The sequence below is a fragment of the Pseudomonas sp. SJZ080 genome (assembly GCF_007828295.1).
Lineage (GTDB): Bacteria > Pseudomonadota > Gammaproteobacteria > Pseudomonadales > Pseudomonadaceae > Aquipseudomonas > Aquipseudomonas migulae_A.
The window spans coordinates 44786-60785 of record NZ_VIUK01000012.1; the positions used below are offsets into that span (position 1 = coordinate 44786).

15 protein-coding genes are annotated in these 16000 nt (G+C 60.9%); 5 read left to right on the forward strand and 10 right to left on the reverse strand.

The window, feature by feature from the left end; translation table 11 throughout:
* Positions 1-30 precede the first annotated feature (30 nt).
* The 3 genes from FBY04_RS16955 to FBY04_RS16970 form a co-directional block, all read right to left on the reverse strand.
* Positions 31-450 (reverse strand): organic hydroperoxide resistance protein, encoded by a 420-nt coding sequence (locus tag FBY04_RS16955; protein WP_017339801.1) that lies wholly within the window; start codon positions 448-450, stop codon positions 31-33.
* Between the two features lie 382 nt (positions 451-832).
* The gene (locus tag FBY04_RS16965; RefSeq protein WP_084319909.1) at positions 833-1294 is read right to left on the reverse strand and encodes a MarR family winged helix-turn-helix transcriptional regulator; all 462 of its coding nucleotides are present in this window, start codon (positions 1292-1294) and stop codon (positions 833-835) included.
* Between the two features lie 69 nt (positions 1295-1363).
* Complete coding sequence (locus FBY04_RS16970) at positions 1364-2320, reverse strand: LysR family transcriptional regulator (RefSeq protein WP_145315849.1); 957 nt, start codon at positions 2318-2320, stop codon at positions 1364-1366.
* Between the two features lie 111 nt (positions 2321-2431).
* Here FBY04_RS16970 and FBY04_RS16975 point away from each other — a divergent pair, with 111 nt between their 5' ends.
* Positions 2432-3181 carry a sulfite exporter TauE/SafE family protein gene (locus FBY04_RS16975; protein ID WP_145315850.1) on the forward strand — a complete coding sequence of 250 codons (750 nt, stop codon included), beginning with the start codon at positions 2432-2434 and terminating at the stop codon, positions 3179-3181.
* On the opposite strand, the gene FBY04_RS16980 is transcribed toward FBY04_RS16975, so the two are convergent.
* Positions 3171-4025, reverse strand: a complete 855-nt coding sequence (locus tag FBY04_RS16980; RefSeq protein ID WP_084319914.1) for a LysR substrate-binding domain-containing protein — start codon at positions 4023-4025, stop codon at positions 3171-3173. The two genes, FBY04_RS16975 and FBY04_RS16980, sit on opposite strands and share 11 nt — an antisense overlap.
* Positions 4026-4121: 96 nt before the next feature.
* Between FBY04_RS16980 and FBY04_RS16985 the strand changes: the two genes are divergently transcribed.
* Both FBY04_RS16985 and FBY04_RS16990 read left to right on the forward strand, forming a co-directional pair.
* A complete protein-coding gene (locus tag FBY04_RS16985; RefSeq protein WP_084319916.1) occupies positions 4122-4337 on the forward strand; it encodes a DUF1127 domain-containing protein in 216 nt (71 codons plus the stop codon).
* 64 nt (positions 4338-4401) lie between these two features.
* Positions 4402-5631 (forward strand): winged helix-turn-helix domain-containing protein, encoded by a 1230-nt coding sequence (locus tag FBY04_RS16990; RefSeq protein ID WP_145315851.1) that lies wholly within the window; start codon positions 4402-4404, stop codon positions 5629-5631.
* Positions 5632-5735: 104 nt separating this feature from the next.
* Here FBY04_RS16990 and FBY04_RS16995 read toward each other — a convergent pair whose 3' ends face one another.
* Entirely contained in the window at positions 5736-7082 is a 1347-nt protein-coding gene (locus tag FBY04_RS16995) for a class II 3-deoxy-7-phosphoheptulonate synthase (protein ID WP_084319920.1), read from the reverse strand.
* Positions 7083-7231: 149 nt separating this feature from the next.
* On the opposite strand from FBY04_RS16995, the gene FBY04_RS17000 reads away from it, so the two are divergent.
* Positions 7232-7987 (forward strand): spermidine synthase, encoded by a 756-nt coding sequence (locus FBY04_RS17000; protein WP_145315852.1) that lies wholly within the window; start codon positions 7232-7234, stop codon positions 7985-7987.
* A 111-nt stretch (positions 7988-8098) separates the two neighbouring features.
* Here FBY04_RS17000 and FBY04_RS17005 read toward each other — a convergent pair whose 3' ends face one another.
* The gene (locus tag FBY04_RS17005; protein ID WP_145315853.1) at positions 8099-8890 is read right to left on the reverse strand and encodes a crotonase/enoyl-CoA hydratase family protein; all 792 of its coding nucleotides are present in this window, start codon (positions 8888-8890) and stop codon (positions 8099-8101) included.
* Positions 8891-9310: 420 nt separating this feature from the next.
* On the opposite strand from FBY04_RS17005, the gene FBY04_RS17015 reads away from it, so the two are divergent.
* Positions 9311-10984 carry a DEAD/DEAH box helicase gene (locus FBY04_RS17015; RefSeq protein ID WP_084319926.1) on the forward strand — a complete coding sequence of 558 codons (1674 nt, stop codon included), beginning with the start codon at positions 9311-9313 and terminating at the stop codon, positions 10982-10984.
* A gap of 204 nt (positions 10985-11188) precedes the next feature.
* Here FBY04_RS17015 and FBY04_RS17020 read toward each other — a convergent pair whose 3' ends face one another.
* The 4 genes from FBY04_RS17020 to FBY04_RS17030 form a co-directional block, all read right to left on the reverse strand.
* A complete protein-coding gene (locus FBY04_RS17020) occupies positions 11189-13360 on the reverse strand; it encodes a mechanosensitive ion channel family protein (protein WP_145315854.1) in 2172 nt (723 codons plus the stop codon).
* A gap of 78 nt (positions 13361-13438) precedes the next feature.
* Entirely contained in the window at positions 13439-13615 is a 177-nt protein-coding gene (locus FBY04_RS32385; protein WP_008031437.1) for a hypothetical protein, read from the reverse strand.
* A 142-nt stretch (positions 13616-13757) separates the two neighbouring features.
* Positions 13758-15047: a M18 family aminopeptidase gene (locus FBY04_RS17025; RefSeq protein ID WP_084319930.1), complete on the reverse strand. Its 1290-nt coding sequence runs from the start codon at positions 15045-15047 to the stop codon at positions 13758-13760.
* Between the two features lie 213 nt (positions 15048-15260).
* Positions 15261-15896 (reverse strand): RluA family pseudouridine synthase, encoded by a 636-nt coding sequence (locus FBY04_RS17030; RefSeq protein WP_084319932.1) that lies wholly within the window; start codon positions 15894-15896, stop codon positions 15261-15263.
* Between the last annotated feature and the right edge of the window lie 104 nt (positions 15897-16000).

The following is a 16000-nucleotide window of genomic DNA, read 5'->3' on the forward strand; positions in this document are numbered from 1 at the left end:
TCGTTTCCTGTTCGGTCGTGGAGTCAGCAGTTAGACGGTAACGTGCAGGCGCACATCGACGTTGCCACGGGTGGCGTTGGAGTAAGGGCAGACCTGGTGGGCGGCGTCGACCAGGGATTGCGCATCGGCTTGTTCCAGGCCAGGCAGGCTGACGTGCAGGTCGATGTCCAGGCCGAAACCACCAGGAATCTGACCGATGCCGACATGGGCGGTGATCGAGGCGTCGGCCGGGATGCTTCGTTTGGTCTGGCTGGCGACGAATTTCAGCGCGCCAATGAAGCAGGCCGAGTAACCGGCAGCGAACAATTGTTCAGGGTTGGTGGCAGCGCCGCCAGCACCACCGAGCTCTTTCGGGGTAGCAAGTTTGACGTCGAGGATGTTGTCGCTGGAAACCGCACGACCATCACGGCCGCCAGTGGAGGTTGCGATTGCGGTGTAGAGAGTTTGCATGGTGTGAGCCTCGTTTGGATTTGTTTGTTTTGCGCTAAATGTTTGCGCGCTAAGTAAGTACGAGCCAAATGTAGCGCGCTGATATTTAGCGTGCAAGATAAATTTTAAAAAAAGTTTGGCGAGGGTGAAGGAGTGAGAGAGTGATTGCAGGCAAGACTATTGATTTAGAGCGGTTCAGGCGGGGTTTTTCGACGGTGAATTTTTTTCGGGGTGAGGGCGGGTGAACAGGACTCCCGAGGTCACTGCAAACCAAATGTGGGAGCGGGCTTGCTCGCGAATGCGATGTGTCAGTCAACACATCTGCTGAATCTCACACCGCATTCGCGAGCAAGTCGAATCGTCGCACCGCCGCTCCCACAGGGGAATTTGTGGTGGGTTGGGATCAGAGGCTGTTTTGCAGATTGCTGCGCAGCACTTGCAGCTCTGCCTGCAGTTTCTGCAGTCTCTCCAGCGACATCCCGCTGGCGCCGAGGATGCACTGGGGAACTCCGCGAGCCTTGTCCCGCAAGGCGCGGCCCTGTTCGGTGAGTTCGACAATCACCACCCGTTCGTCTTCGCGGCTGCGGGTGCGGCTGAGCAAGCCTTCGGCTTCCAGGCGTTTGAGCAGTGGCGTCAGTGAGCCAGGATCGGTCAGCAGGCGCGTGCTGATTTCGCCTACGGTCAAACCGTCCTGTTCCCACAACACCATCATCGCCAGGTATTGCGGATAGGTCAGGCCCAGTGCTTGCAACAGCGGCTTGTAGACCTTGGTCATCAGCAGCGAGGTGGAATGCAGGGCGAAGCAGGCCTGATTATCCAGCAGCAGGGCGTCGCAGTTATCGGAGAGGTTGCGCTCGGTGTTCATTTCGAAGCCTTGATCAGTGATCGTTATAAATCTAGCGGGCGAATCTTTAATGCGCCAGACAATTCTGGACTAGTGCCGGTCCAGGTTGGTTTGCAGGGCCAAGTCCCATGGCGGAATGGGGCTGAAGCGTGTTTTCAGGTATTCCAGCAGTAAACGACTGCGGGAATTGGGTTGCTGCTCCAGGCGCAAGGCATAGATGCCGGTGGTTTCCGCTGGTGGCAGGCCGTTTTCGCAAAACAGCGGCAGCAACTCGCCTCGCAGCAAGTATTCGCTGGCCAGCCAGGTCGGCAAGTGCGCGACACCCAAGCCGGCCAGCGCGCCGCAGACCAGCGCTTCGGCATTGTTCGCACTCATGCGGATGCGCGATGGACGGTGCAGGTGCATTTGCCCATCCCGCTCGAAACGCCAGGCGAAGGGCGGGGCGAGGCCATCCCAGTCGAGGCCGTCGTGCTCAATCAACTGCGACGGGTCGGACGGTACGCCGCGACGCTTCAGATAGTCGGGGCTGGCGCAGGCAATGCGCACAATGCTCGCCAGCGGCGTGGCCACCAGGCGGGTGTCAGCCATTTGCCCGGCACGCAGTACCAGATCGACCTTGCCCAGGTTCAAACCCTGCATGTCGACAAAACTGTCGATCAGGTGCAATTGCACGTCGAGACCGGGGTAGAGCATCAGAAAATCAGCGATCACCGGCGCCAGATGCCGCCGGCCGAACGCGGCGGGCGCGTCGATCCGGATCAAGCCCTCCGGCGCGCTGCTCAGGGACACCGCTTCGGCCCGCGCCAGTTGCAGCTCCGCCACAATCCGCCGCGCGCGCTCGGCAAATGCCAATCCGGCCGGCGTCGCACGCACCGCATGGGTACTGCGGATAAACAACTGGCTGCCGACGGCGTTTTCCAGGCTGTCGATGCGCCGCGCCACGGCCGAGGGGGTCAGCGGATGACGGCGGGATGCGCCAGAGAAACTGCCGGTTTCCAGTACATCGAGGAACAGACCCAGTTGGTCGGTCAATTGATTGGGGTTCATGGTGTCGTCAGTGCTTGTGCGAAGTTGGCATAGCCATTGTGCGTTGCTGTGCGTTTCCCCGCCAGCGCCGACTGCGTAGGATGGATCGCCTGAGACAATAGGAAATCGGCCGTGATTGAGTTTTTGATGTACCTGGTATTCGGCGCCGCCCTGGGAACCCTGGGCGGTCTGTTTGGCATTGGCGGCGGGCTGATCGCCATTCCGTTGCTCGGCGTGTTGTTCGGTCTCGATCAGCAGATTGCCCAAGGCACTGCGCTGGTCATGGTGGTGCCGAACGTGATGCTGGCTTTGTGGCGCTATCACCAGCGCAATAAAATTGAATTGCGTCACGCGCTGCCACTGGCGTCGATGGGTTTTTGCTTTGCGTGGATCGGTTCGATCTGGGCAGTGGGCATTGATGCGCAAACCATGCGCGTTGGGTTTGTTGCGTTCCTGATCGCACTGTCGGCCTACAACCTGATGCGAATGTTCTACGCCAGTGCGCCGGTCAGTTCGCAGATGAATTACTCATGGCCATGGCTGGGCGTACTCGGCGCGGCTTCCGGGACCATGGGCGGATTGTTTGGCGTGGGCGGGGCGGTGGTGGCAACGCCAGTGCTGACCAGCCTGTTCGGCACCAGCCAGGTGGTGGCCCAAGGTTTGTCGCTGGCGCTGGCGTTACCCAGCACGGGCGTCACGCTGGTGACTTATGCCGTGCATCATCAAGTGGACTGGATGATCGGCGTGCCGTTGGCCGTCGGCGGCCTGATGAGCATCAGTTGGGGGGTGAGGATCGCCCACGCCATGCCGGAGCGGCTGCTGCGCGGGCTGTTCTGTGGCTTCCTGGTACTGTGCGCGGTGATGCTCGCCTTTAAAGTTTGAACCCTTCGACGATGTGTTCGGCCAGGCATTCAGTGATCGGCGATGGGTTGTGCAGGTTGCGCAGCAGCATGATGCTTGCCTCCGGCAACACTGGCAGGTCTTCGGCTTCACCGAGAATGCGCATGTCCGGGGTGACCAGGCTTTCCAGTTGTGCGGTCACCGCCAGGCCGGCGCTGACCACCGCCATGATCGCCGACAGGCTGTCGCTGTTGTAGGCCACGCGATAATCGCGGCCCATGGCATCGAGGGCATTGCACGCCCATAAACGGCAGAAGCAATCGCTGTTGAACATCGCCAGCGGCAGCGGCGTTTGCTCATGGGCACTGAAACATTGCGCTTCGGCCCAGACAAAACGCTCCTTGCGCAACAACTGGCCGATCTCGCTGCCCGGTTCTCGGGTCACGATCGTCAGGTCCAGGTCCTGACGCAGCAGCAATTGTTTTGAAGATTCGCAGTGGACTTCGATCTGGATCAGCGGATACGACTGGGCAAACCGGCGCAGAATCCCCGGCAGAAAACGCATCACATAATCGTCCGGGGTGCCGATGCGCACCATGCCGACCATGTGCGGCTCGCGCAGCGTGTTGAACACTTCGCTATGCAACTTGAGGATGCGCCGCGCGTAGCCCAGCAGGACCTGTCCTTCAGCCGTCAACCGCACCTGTCGGCCGTCGCGTTGAAACAGTTGGCGCTGCAACACATCCTCTTCCAGCCGTTTCATTTGCATGCTTACGGCGGATTGCGTGCGGTTGACCAGTTCCCCGGCGCGGGTGAAACCGCCTTGGTCGGCAATGGCGACAAAGGTGCGCAGCACTTCGGTGTCGATACTTGGGAAGGCGGACATACATCAATCTCCGAGATGTGTTTCATAAGAAACATTCGTTGGATTGATCTTAGCCCCGGCGAGACACTTGAGCCATCCCAAACGGAGGGCAACAAGATGAAAGGTCAAAAAGGTTATGTCGAGGTAGAAAAACATTCCATCCACGTGGTATCCGATTTGTTGCACAAAATCAGTCGCTGGTATGAATTGCACCGTGAACGCGAGTTGTTGGCGGGCATGAGCGACGAAGCGCTGAAGGACATCGGGCTCAGTCGTGCGGATGTCGAGCACGAAAGCATCCGCCCATTCTGGGATGACCCGATGCACAAATGAGTGACCCACAACTACACAAACCGTCTTCCGGTGAGGTAGGTTGCGAGCAGACAAGGAGATGCTCATGCCCGCAACGCTGTCCTTTTCCATCAAACAGGCTCGACGCCTGGCGCTGGCCGCCCAAGGGTTCAATGGGCGCCAGTCGCCGGCGGCGATCAAGGCGCTTCAGCTCAATCGCCTGATCGAGCGGCTGGGCATTCTGCAGATCGATTCGGTCAATGCGTTGGTGCGCTCGCACTACCTTCCCTTGTTTTCCCGCCTCGGCAACTACTCATCCGACTTGCTCGACCAGGCTGCCTGGAGTTCGGGCCGTCGACGCACGCTGTTCGAATACTGGGGCCATGAAGCCTCGTTGCTACCCCTGTCGATGTACCCGTTGATGCGCTGGCGCATGCAGCGTGCGACCCGTGGTGAAGATATCTATCAGCAACTGGCGCGTTTCGGGCGTGAGCAGCAGGCCACCATTCGCCGAGTGCTGGCCTCGGTTCAGGAGCTCGGTGCGCTGGGTGCCGGGAGTCTGTCGACCCGCCAGGAGCGGGCAGGGTCGTGGTGGGACTGGAGTGCGGAAAAGCATGCGCTGGAATGGCTGTTCGCCGCCGGTGAAGTGACTGTGGCCGGACGGCGTGGATTCGAGCGGCTTTATGATCTACCGGAGCGGGTTATTCCCTCCGCGATTCTGCAGCAGCCGTTGCTCTTGGAAGACGAGGCGCAGCGCGGGCTGCTGCTGCATGCCGCCAATGCCTTGGGGGTGGCGACGGAGAAGGACCTGCGAGACTACTTTCGAATGAGCCCCGGCGATGCGCGTCCGCGTCTGGCGGAACTGGTGGAGGCGGGTGAGTTGCAGACTTGCGAGGTTCAGGGGTGGCGGCAACCGGCGTTTTGTCTGCCCGAGCCGAAAGTGCCGCGCAGGGCCCAGGCCAGCGCCTTGCTGTCACCCTTCGATTCGCTGATCTGGGAGCGCAGCCGTACCGAGCGCCTGTTCGATTTTCGCTATCGGCTGGAGATCTACACGCCGCCGGACAAACGCATCTACGGGTATTACGTGCTGCCGTTTTTACACAACGAACGGATTGCCGCGCGGGTGGATTTGCGGGCCGAACGGGCGTTGGGGCGGCTCGCGGTGCATGCCGTGCATGAGGAGGAGCCGGGGCTGGACGAGGAGGGGATGCTGGCGCTGGCGGTGAATTTGCGGCGGATGGCGGATTGGTTGGGGTTGGCGCGGGTTCAGTTGAATTGTCCGCGGGCGAGTGCGGCGCGGTTGCGGGTGGCATTGGCCAATATTGATGTCGTCTGAACGGGCCTCATCGCGAGCAAGCCCGCCCCCGCATTTGACCGCGTCCGTCGGGACAACACGGTCAAATGTGGGAGCGGGCTTGCTCGCGATGGGAGCGACGCGGTTTACCGTCGGACTTGCTTCAGGGTTTCAGCAATGAGGAACGCCAATTCCAGCGACTGATCAGCATTCATCCGCGGATCACAATGGGTGTGATACCGGTCCGACAAGCCATCCTCGGTAATCGGCCGTGCACCACCAATGCACTCGGTGACATTCTGCCCGGTCATCTCGATATGGATGCCACCGGCATAACTGCCTTCCGCTTGGTGAACCTGGAAGAACTGCTTCACCTCGCCAAGAATCTGCGCAAAGTCACGGGTCTTGTAGCCGCTGCTGGCCTTGATAGTGTTGCCGTGCATCGGGTCGGAACTCCAGAGCACTTGCTTGCCTTCACGCTGCACTGCGCGGATCAGCGCCGGCAAGTGATCGCCAACCTTGTTCGCGCCCATCCGCGCGATCAGGTTCAAGCGCCCCGGATCGTTGTCCGGGTTGAGCACGTCGATCAGGCGGATCAGGTCTTCGGGGTTCATGCTCGGGCCGACCTTGACCCCGATCGGGTTGTTCACCCCGCGCAGGAATTCGACGTGAGCACCGTCCAGCTGACGGGTGCGGTCGCCGATCCACAGCATGTGCGCCGAGCAGTCGTAGTAATCGTTGGTCAGGCTGTCGCGACGCACGAAGGCTTCTTCGTAGTTCAGCAGCAGCGCTTCGTGGGCGGTGAAGAAACTGGTTTCGCGCAATTGCGGCGAACTGTCCATGCCGCAGGCGCGCATGAACGCCAACGTTTCATCGATGCGGTCGGCGAGGTGGCTGTATTTCTCTGCCAGCGCCGAGTTGGCGATGAAGTCCAGGTTCCACTTGTGCACCTGATGCAGGTCGGCAAAACCGCCCTGGGCGAAGGCGCGCAGCAGGTTCAGGGTGGCGGTGGACTGGTGGTAGGACTGCAGCAGCCGTTCCGGGTCCGGCACTCGACTTTTTTCATCGAAACCGATGCCGTTGACGATGTCGCCGCGGTAGGCCGGCAGGGTCACGCCGTCGATGGTTTCGTCGTTGGCCGAGCGCGGCTTGGCGAACTGACCGGCCATGCGCCCGACCTTGACCACCGGGCAACCGGCCGCGAAGGTCATGACGATCGCCATTTGCAGCAGCACTTTGAAGGTGTCGCGGATTTTCGCGGCGGAGAATTCTGCGAAGCTTTCGGCGCAGTCGCCGCCCTGCAACAGAAACGCGCGACCCTGGGTCACTTCAGCGAACTGACGGCGCAACTCCCGGGCTTCACCGGCAAACACCAGCGGCGGATAGCTGGCCAGGGTTTGCTCGACGTGCAGCAAATGCGCGGCGTCAGGATAAACAGGTTGTTGCTGGATCGGCAGGGCGCGCCAGCTGTCAGGGCTCCAGGATTGGCTCATCACGGTCTCGGTTGTTTTTCGCTCGGGCGTTCATGTTATCAGCAAATTAGTGCGTGACCTGTTCCCGTCGCTTCGCGGACAATCGCGCTTTTGCCGCGTCATGTGGCGGTGTACTACGTTGCCGGGCCCGGTAACGATCAGGAGACGAAATGACTGAGGAGCGCGTCGAGCATCTGCTCGCCGAGGTACAGGACGAGTTCGGCGTGATTCGTGTGCTGGAAGTGGCCGATTACCGTTTTCTCGAGTTCGGTGATGCCATCGAACAGAGCTGTGTATTCACCGCGGATCCGAGCTGGCTCGAATACGATTACACCCGGGCGATGCTGATCGGTGCGTTGTGCCACGAGCAACCGGAAAGCGCGCTGTTCCTCGGCCTGGGCGCCGGCACGCTGACCCAGGCGTGCCTGAAATTCCTGCCGCTGGAAGATGTCGAGGCCATCGAGCTGCGCCCCGACGTGCCGCGCCTGGCCATCGAATACCTTGGGCTGGATGACGATCCTCGGCTGTACATCCGGGTTGGCGACGCGCTGGAATTGCTCGATACCGCTGAATCTGCCGACCTGATTTTCGTCGACCTCTATACCGATGTCGGGCCGGGCGTCGGGCACCTGGCCTGGAGTTTTCTGGAAAACTGTCAGAAACGCCTGAATCCGGGGGGGTGGCTGGTGATCAATCAGTGGGCCACCGACGATGGCAAACCGTTGGGCGCGGCGTTGTTGCGCGGGCTTTATCATCGGCACTACTGGGAGCTGCCGGTGAAGGAGGGCAATGTGATTCTGATCGTGCCTTCGGAACTGGATCAGGACTTGGACATGGACGGGTTGGTGGCGCGGGCCGAATCGTTGGCGCCGCGGTTGGGTTATTCGTTGCAGTCGTTGATCAAGGCGATTCGCCCGGCGACTTGATGTGTCGCCAGTGATGGCCCCTTCGCGAGCAAGCCCGCTCCCACATTTGGAATGCGTTCCACTGTGGGAGCGGGCTTGCTCGCGAAGGGGCCCTCAAAATCACTACAAATCTCAGACCCCTTTGAACACGCCCGGTCGCTTTTCCAGCATCGACCGCACACCTTCCTTCGCATCCTCACTCGCCAACAACTTCTTCACCAGCGCCGGCAATCCCTGCGCCGCGGCGGTTTCCCCTTCGTAACGTGCCTGTCGCGCCGACATCAACGTCGCCTGAACCCCCATCGGTGCCTGCCGGGCAATCCGCTCAGCCAGTTCTATCGCCCGCGGCAACAAATCCTCGCTGGCCATGACTTCCTGCACCAGGCCCAGGTGCAGCGCATCATGGGCATCGAACTCATCGCCCGTCAGCAGCCAGCGCATGGCATTGCCCCAGCCTGCAACCTGATGCAGGCGCAGCGTCGCGCCGCCAAACGGGAAGATCCCGCGCTGCACTTCTTTCTGGGCGAACCGGGTGTTGCTGGCACACAGGTTGATGTCGGCAGCCAGCATCAGCTCGATGCCGATGGTCAGGCAGTAACCTTGCGCGGCGACGATCACCGGTTTGCTGACGCGCGGACCTGCGAACACGCCCCACGGATCGCAGCCTCCGGGCGGCGCTTGCCAGCCTTCGGCCAGCGCTGCGCTGGCATTGACCAGGTCGAGCCCGGCAGTGAAATGCTCGCCATGGCCGAACACCACCGCCACCCGCGCCTCGCCGTCGGCCTCGAATTCGCCGTAGGCCAGGCTGAGGGCATTGAGCAAGTCGAGATCGAAGGCGTTGCGCTTGGCCACCCGATCCAGGCCGATCAACAAGACATGGCCGCGCCGTTCGCAGGTCACACGGCCGGTAACGGGTTGATTCATCAGGCAATTCCTCGGGCGGGAAGGAGTTTGAGACCGCAAGGCTGCGTCACAAGGGTGAAGCGTTTTAGCGCCATCGCCAGCAGGGCTGGGCCTTTGAAAAATAGACCGCTGCACGATTATCTGCAAAGCCTGTGACATAACGGTGTATGCGTCAGATTTCCGACAAATAATGCTCCCTTTTTGGGCGAATTCCGGTATAGTGCGCGCCGGCCTTTAACCGGGCCGCGTTTAGGTAGCGCAATTCCCCGAAGTCAGCTTCGGCTGCACGTCCGCACAGCGGACTCTCCCTTGACGAATCTTTTTCATTCATTCGTTTTCGCAAATCCCCGCCGACAAAGCAGCCAGGGCGACTCTTGAGTCTTACACGGCATGCGCAGCTTTGGAGCATGGGTCTTTGCGGATGCACTTAGAGGCAGACCCATGACCCAGGAAACCGGCGGCTTCGCCGCTTTTAATCTTAATCCGAATATTCTTGCAGCCGTCATCGCGACTGGCTACGAAGAGCCTTCGGCTATTCAGCAGCAATCGATCCCGATCATCATGGCCGGTCACGACATGATTGGTCAGGCGCAAACCGGTACGGGTAAAACCGCTGCGTTCGCCCTGCCTATTCTGCATTGCATCGATCCTGCCAAGCGCGAGCCGCAAGCCCTGATCCTGGCGCCAACCCGTGAGTTGGCGCTGCAAGTAGCAACCGCTTTCGAAACCTACGCCAAGCAAATGCCGGGCGTTACCGTTGTGGCCGTTTACGGCGGCGCGCCTATGGGCCCACAACTGAAAGCAATCCGTAACGGCGCACAGATCGTTGTCGCCACCCCGGGCCGTCTGTGCGACCACCTGCGTCGCGACGAAAAAGTCCTGTCGACCGTGAACCACCTGGTTCTCGACGAAGCTGACGAAATGCTCAAGCTGGGCTTCATGGACGACCTGGAAGTCATCTTCAAGGCTCTGCCAGCAACCCGTCAGACCGTACTGTTCTCGGCCACCCTGCCACAGTCGATCCGTGCCATTGCCGAACGCCACCTGCGCGATCCGCAACACGTGAAAATTCAGACCAAGACTCAGACCGTTACCGCGATCGAACAGGCTCACCTGTTGGTTCACGCTGACCAGAAGACCTCGGCTGTATTGAGCCTGCTGGAAGTCGAAGACTTCGACGCCCTGATCATGTTCGTGCGCACCAAGCAAGCGACCCTGGACCTGGCCAGCGCCCTGGAAGCCAAAGGCTACAAAGCCGCTGCGCTGAACGGTGACATTGCCCAGAACCAGCGTGAGCGCGTGATCGACTCCCTCAAGGATGGCCGTCTGGACATCGTTGTGGCGACCGACGTTGCTGCTCGTGGCCTGGACGTTCCGCGCATCACTCACGTGTTCAACGTTGACATGCCGTACGACCCAGAGTCCTACGTTCACCGTATCGGCCGTACCGGCCGTGCCGGTCGCGAAGGTCGTGCACTGCTGCTGGTGACTCCGCGTGAGCGCCGCATGCTGCAAGTGATCGAGCGTGTAACCGGTCAGAAAGTTGCCGAAGTCCGCCTGCCGGACGCTCAGGCTGTTCTCGATGCCCGCATCAAGAAACTGACCAACAGCCTGTCGCCGTTGGTTGGCGACGCCGAGTCGACTCACGGTGATCTGCTGGATCGCCTGACCGCTGACATCGGTTGCACCCCGCGTGCACTGGCTGCCGCTCTGCTGCGCAAGGCCACCAACGCTCAGGCGTTGACCCTGGCTGCGATCGAGAAAGAACGTCCACTGGTGCCGAACAACGCACCGCGTGGCGATCGTCCAGAGCGTACCGGTGATCGTCCGGACCGTGGTGATCGTGAGCGTCGCGCTCCGGTTCCATTGGCCGAAGGTCGTGCCCGTTGCCGTACCGCGCTGGGCGCGCGTGACGGTATCGCTGCCAAGAACCTGCTGGGCGCCATCCTCAACGAAGGTGGCCTGGCACGTGAAGCGATCGGTCGCATCCAGGTGCGTGACAGCTTCAGCCTCGTCGAGCTGCCGGAAGATGGTCTGGAAAAACTCCTGACCAAACTGAAGGACACTCGCGTTGCCGGTAAGCAGTTGAAGCTGCGTCGCTATCGCGAAGATTGATCCGCTTTCGGGCTGATTGATCGAACATAAAAAATCCCCGACTGGTTCGGGGATTTTTTTTGCCTGCGATTTGTCAGTCGCTGCCGATCCTGCGTTTGGCCGCGAACCCTGTAGGAGCCGACTTGCTGGCGATGGACGTGAACGATTACGCTTGCGGCCTGAATGAACGCGGTGCCTGTGCGTCCATCGCCAGCAAGCCGGGTCCTACAGGGTGCGGGGTTCTTCCGTTGCTGGCCCGCCACCCGCCGTCACCACCTGCACACTCATGCGTGGCGTCGCCAGATCGAGCCCGGCTTCGTCCATGTGGCGTTTCAGGGACAGGTTGAACGCCCGGGAAACCTCCCACTGCTTGATCGGCGCGGTCTTGAAGCGGGCCCGCAGGATCGCGTTGCCGGACTCGAAACTCTCGACCCCTTGAATCTCCAGCGGCGACCAGATATTGCGCCGCTGCAGCGGATCGGTGCGCATCTTCTGGCCGACATCGCGCATCAGTTTGATCGCGTTATCGATGTCCATGTTCGAGGGGATCGCCACGCGGAAGATTGCGTAGCCGAACTCCCGTGAGTAGTTCTTGATGCTTTTGATCTCGCTGAACGGAATCGTGTGGACGATGCCGTCGATGTCTCGCAGGCGCACGGTGCGAATGGTCAGGCCTTCGACAGTGCCGAGGTGACCGCCGACATCCACGTAGTCGTCGATGGCCAGGGAGTCTTCGATAATGATGAACAGCCCGGTGATCAGGTCGGCGACCAGTGACTGTGCACCGAAACCGATGGCCAGACCGATCACGCCGGCACCGGCCAGCAGCGGCGTGACGTTCATGCCCATGTTGGCCAGGGCGACGATCAGCGCCACGATGAAGATCGTCACGAACAGCACGTTGCGAATCAGCGGCATCATCGTCTGCGCGCGCGCATTGGCCAGGCCTTTGCGTGAGCGGGTGAGGGCGTGGTGCACCGCGGTGTCGCTGAGAATCCAGATCAGCCAGGCAAAGATCAGCGTGCCACCGAGGCTGAACAGTTTGACGCTGACTTCATGGCCTTCGCCTTCGGTGAACGCAATCAACGACATGCCCCAGACGCGCAGGCCGAGTTCGATGAACGCCAGCCACACCAGCAAATGGGCGAGGGTATAGAAGAAGCTTTTCAGGCGTTCGGAATACAACGCATGACGCTTCACGCCGCGTTGCGGTTTCAGCGCATGGCGCCGCACCAGCCCATTGATGACCATGCACAACACCAGCAGCACGGTGCAGATCAGCGACTGACGCAGTGCGGTGCTGGTGTCGCCGGCCGAGACGAAGGTGGCGAACAGTGAGATGGCCACCAGTACCAGCGCCGGCACGAACCAGAAGGTCCCGAGAATATCGATGGTGTCGCTGAGGGCTCGGCGGGTCAGGCGCCGGGACAGTGGCTGGTTGCGGATCAAATGGGCGATGGGGCGACGGAAGCGCAGGATGAACAGGCCGGTGGACAGCGCCGCCAGCACGTTCGCGATGGTGGCTGCAGTGTGCGCCAGGTGGCTGCCGAGGCTGGTCACCAGCCGCGGATCGTTCAAGGCCTCACCGAAGGCGGCGAAACTGCCGATCAGCCACAGCGGCCGAAAGGCCTGGTGCCGCAGGATGTATAACGCGCGGTGACGGTGCGGGCCGTCGAGCAGGGAAAAGGCGATCACGCAGATCGCCGAAAAACACGTGCCGACCACCAGCGCGTAGGCCAGCACCATGGCCAGGCTTTTGCCCAGCGACGAGGGCAAGGCATAACTCATGTACACCGTGATGACCAACGCAATCAGCCAAGGGCCGAGTTTGCGCAGGGCAAAACGCAGCATGTCGAGGGCCTTGGGGTGTTGCGGCAATTCCTCGGTCAGGCCGAAGCGCATCCGCACCCGATGGCCGAGCCAGATCAGCGCGGCGGCCAGCAGGCTCCAGACCATCAGAATCATGGCGAAGGCAAAAATCATCGGCAGCCATTCATTGGCCGGCAACGCTAGCGCTATCAGTTCGTCTTTGGCCAGATTGAATTCTTCGGACCAGCGCGTGAGCGGGCTGTCGGCGCCGGAGAACTGTTTTTCGAAATTGGCCAGCGTGCCGCCAATCAGGCCGAGTACGCCTTCTTCGGTGGCCGGCTGGGCTTTTTTGGTGGCGTCGCGCAGCTTCTTCAGGTCGGCCAGCAACTTGCTGCGTTGTTGATCGTTCTCCAGCGATTTGATGACTTCGTCGAGGGATTGCCCCAGAGGCTCCTGCGCTTCTGGCTGGGTTTTCGCGGAGCCGTTGAGCAGGCTTGGCAGGCCGGCGGCCTGGGCGGGCATGATCGGCAGCAGCGCCATGAGGCAGACGAGGAAAAAACAGGGCAGGGCAAAAAGACGAACGAACACTAGGCGGTCAACCTTGAAAAGAGCAGATCGACCGAGTGTACGAGCCCGCCAAAATCAATGCGAGCCAAGGGGAGGGATTTATTCGTTGAGTTTGGCGAGGATCTTGAAGACGACGGTGGCGAGGATGGTCAGCATGCCGATCCACATCGCGAACACGCCGGCATTCTTGTCGCGGAAATTGAAGCCGATGGCCAGCAGGATCATCCCGGCAAGAATCGGGATCAGCATGGCGTGGAATGAAGACATTGAGATCATGGGCGACTGCCTTGTCGGAAGGGATAATTTAATTCTAGCGGTTTTCACTCAGGTAGGAGCCGGCTTGCTGGCGATAGGATCGGCGCGGTGCGTCAGTTACACCGCGTCGCCTGGATCGCCAGCAAGCCGGCTCCTACAGGGATTACGGCAATTCCTGGCAGGCGTAAAACGCGCTCAACACTTTCACCAGGTGCGCCAGATCGTGGCTGCCGCACAGCTCGCGGATCGAGTGCATGGCGAACGTCGGCAAGCCGATGTCCACGGTGCGCACGCCCAGGTGGCTGGCGGTGATCGGGCCGATGGTCGAGCCGCAGCCCATGTCGCTGCGCACCACGAAGCTTTGCACAGGCACTTCCTCGGCCATGCACAGATGGCGGAAGAACCCGGCGGTTTCGCTGTTGGTGGCGTAGCGCTGGTTGCTGTTGACCTTGATCACCGGGCCTGCGTTGAGTTTCGGGCCGTGATTGGCGTCGTGCTTGTCGGCGTAGTTGGGGTGTACGCCGTGGGCATTGTCGGCCGAGACCAGCAGGGATTTCTGAATGGTGCGGACGAATTCATCACCTTCAGGCAGCAGTCGACGCAGGGTCTGCTCAAGCATCGGGCCGTCAGCGCCGCACGCGGAGCAGGAGCCGACTTCTTCGTGGTCATTGCAGACCAGCACGCAGGTTTCGTCGGTTTCAGCCGTCAGCAAAGCCTGCAGGCCGGCATAGCACGATAGCAGGTTGTCCAGGCGCGCGCCGGCGATGAAGTCGCCATGCAGGCCAATGACCGCAGCGCTTTGGGTGTCGTAGAAGCTCAGCTCGTAATCGAGCACCACGTCGGCGTTCAGGCCATGTTCCAGCGCCAGTTGGTTGGTGAGCACGGCGCGGAAGTCCACACGCTCATCACCGGCAAACTGCGCAAGGATCGGCGGCAGTTCGGTCTGGGCGTTGATGGCCCAGCCCATGTTGGCTTCACGATTGAGGTGAATGGCCAGGTTGGGGATGATCGCAATCGGCGCCTTGAAGTCGATCAGCTGGCTCTCGACCTTGCCGTCACGGCGGAAGGTCACGCGGCCGGCCAGGGACAGGTCACGGTCGAACCAGGGCGCCAGCAGCGCGCCGCCATAGACTTCGACGCCCAGTTGCCAGAAACCCTGGCGTTGCAGTTCCGGCTGAGGTTTGACCCGCAGGCACGGGCTGTCGGTGTGGGCCCCGACCAGGCGAATACCGCCGTGCAGCGGCGAGTGACGGCCCATCTTGACTGCGACGATCGAAGAGTCGTTGCGGGTGACGTAGTAACGGCCGTTGGCCTCGGTGGACCAGGGCTCGCGCTCATCGAGACGCTGATAACCCGCCGCTTCCAGGCGCTGAACAAGGCTGGCAGTGGCATGGAACGGGGTAGGGGAGGCCTTGAGGAAATCGATCAGGCCTTGGTTCAACTCTTCGCGCATAAGTAGCTCCAGACAGCAATGGCGCCAGTTTAACGTATTGGTCAGAGAATTGGCGGTGGGCTGCTGAGGGAGTAGCCCTGCAGATTTGGCCTGGTGAAGGGATCCCTTGCAGGAGCCGGCTTGCTGGCGATAGTGAAACGTCAGGCAACATTGATGTTGACTGGCCCGCCGCAATCGCCAGTACGCCGGCTCCTGCAATTTGCGATTCAACTGTCAGAACGGTGCCGGGCACTCGAAGCGCAAGCGTTCACCGGTCTGGGGATGAGTGAAGCTGAGCATGCTTGCGTGCAGGCACAACCGTGGCCAGGCGGCCAGCGCTTGCTCATGGGCATAGAGACCGTCGCCCAAAAGCGGATGGCCGATGGAGAGCATATGCACGCGCAACTGATGGGAGCGGCCGGTGATCGGTGTCAATTCAACCCGGCACCAGTCGCCGCAACGTTCGAGTACGCGCCAGAAGGTCAGGGCGTTTTTGCCGAACTCGTGGTCCACCACGTGACGTGGCTTGGTCGGCGGATCGTAGCGCAACGGCAGGTCGATGCTGCCACTGTCCAGTTCCGGTTGTCCCCAGCAGAGTGCGGTGTAGGCCTTTTCGGTTTCGCGGTCGTGAAATTGCCGAGACAATTCGCGATGGGTGTCCGGGTCGCGGGCCAGAAGAATGATGCCGGACGTTTCCCAGTCCAGGCGATGGACGATGCGTGCTTCCGGGTAGCCGTTTTCTTGCAGGCGGGTGATCAGGCAATCCTTGTTGTCATCGGCCCGGCCAGGGACGGAAAGCAACAGGGTCGGTTTATCCACCACCAGTACGGCGGCGTCCTGATGGATGATGCGGATGTTGGACAGCGGCATTAAAACAGCCTCGTAACAAACGCCAACGGCGGCTCGTCCACTTGCGTACCCCTTTGCGTAGGAGCCGGCTTGCTGGCGATAGCATCAACGCGGTGTATTTGTTA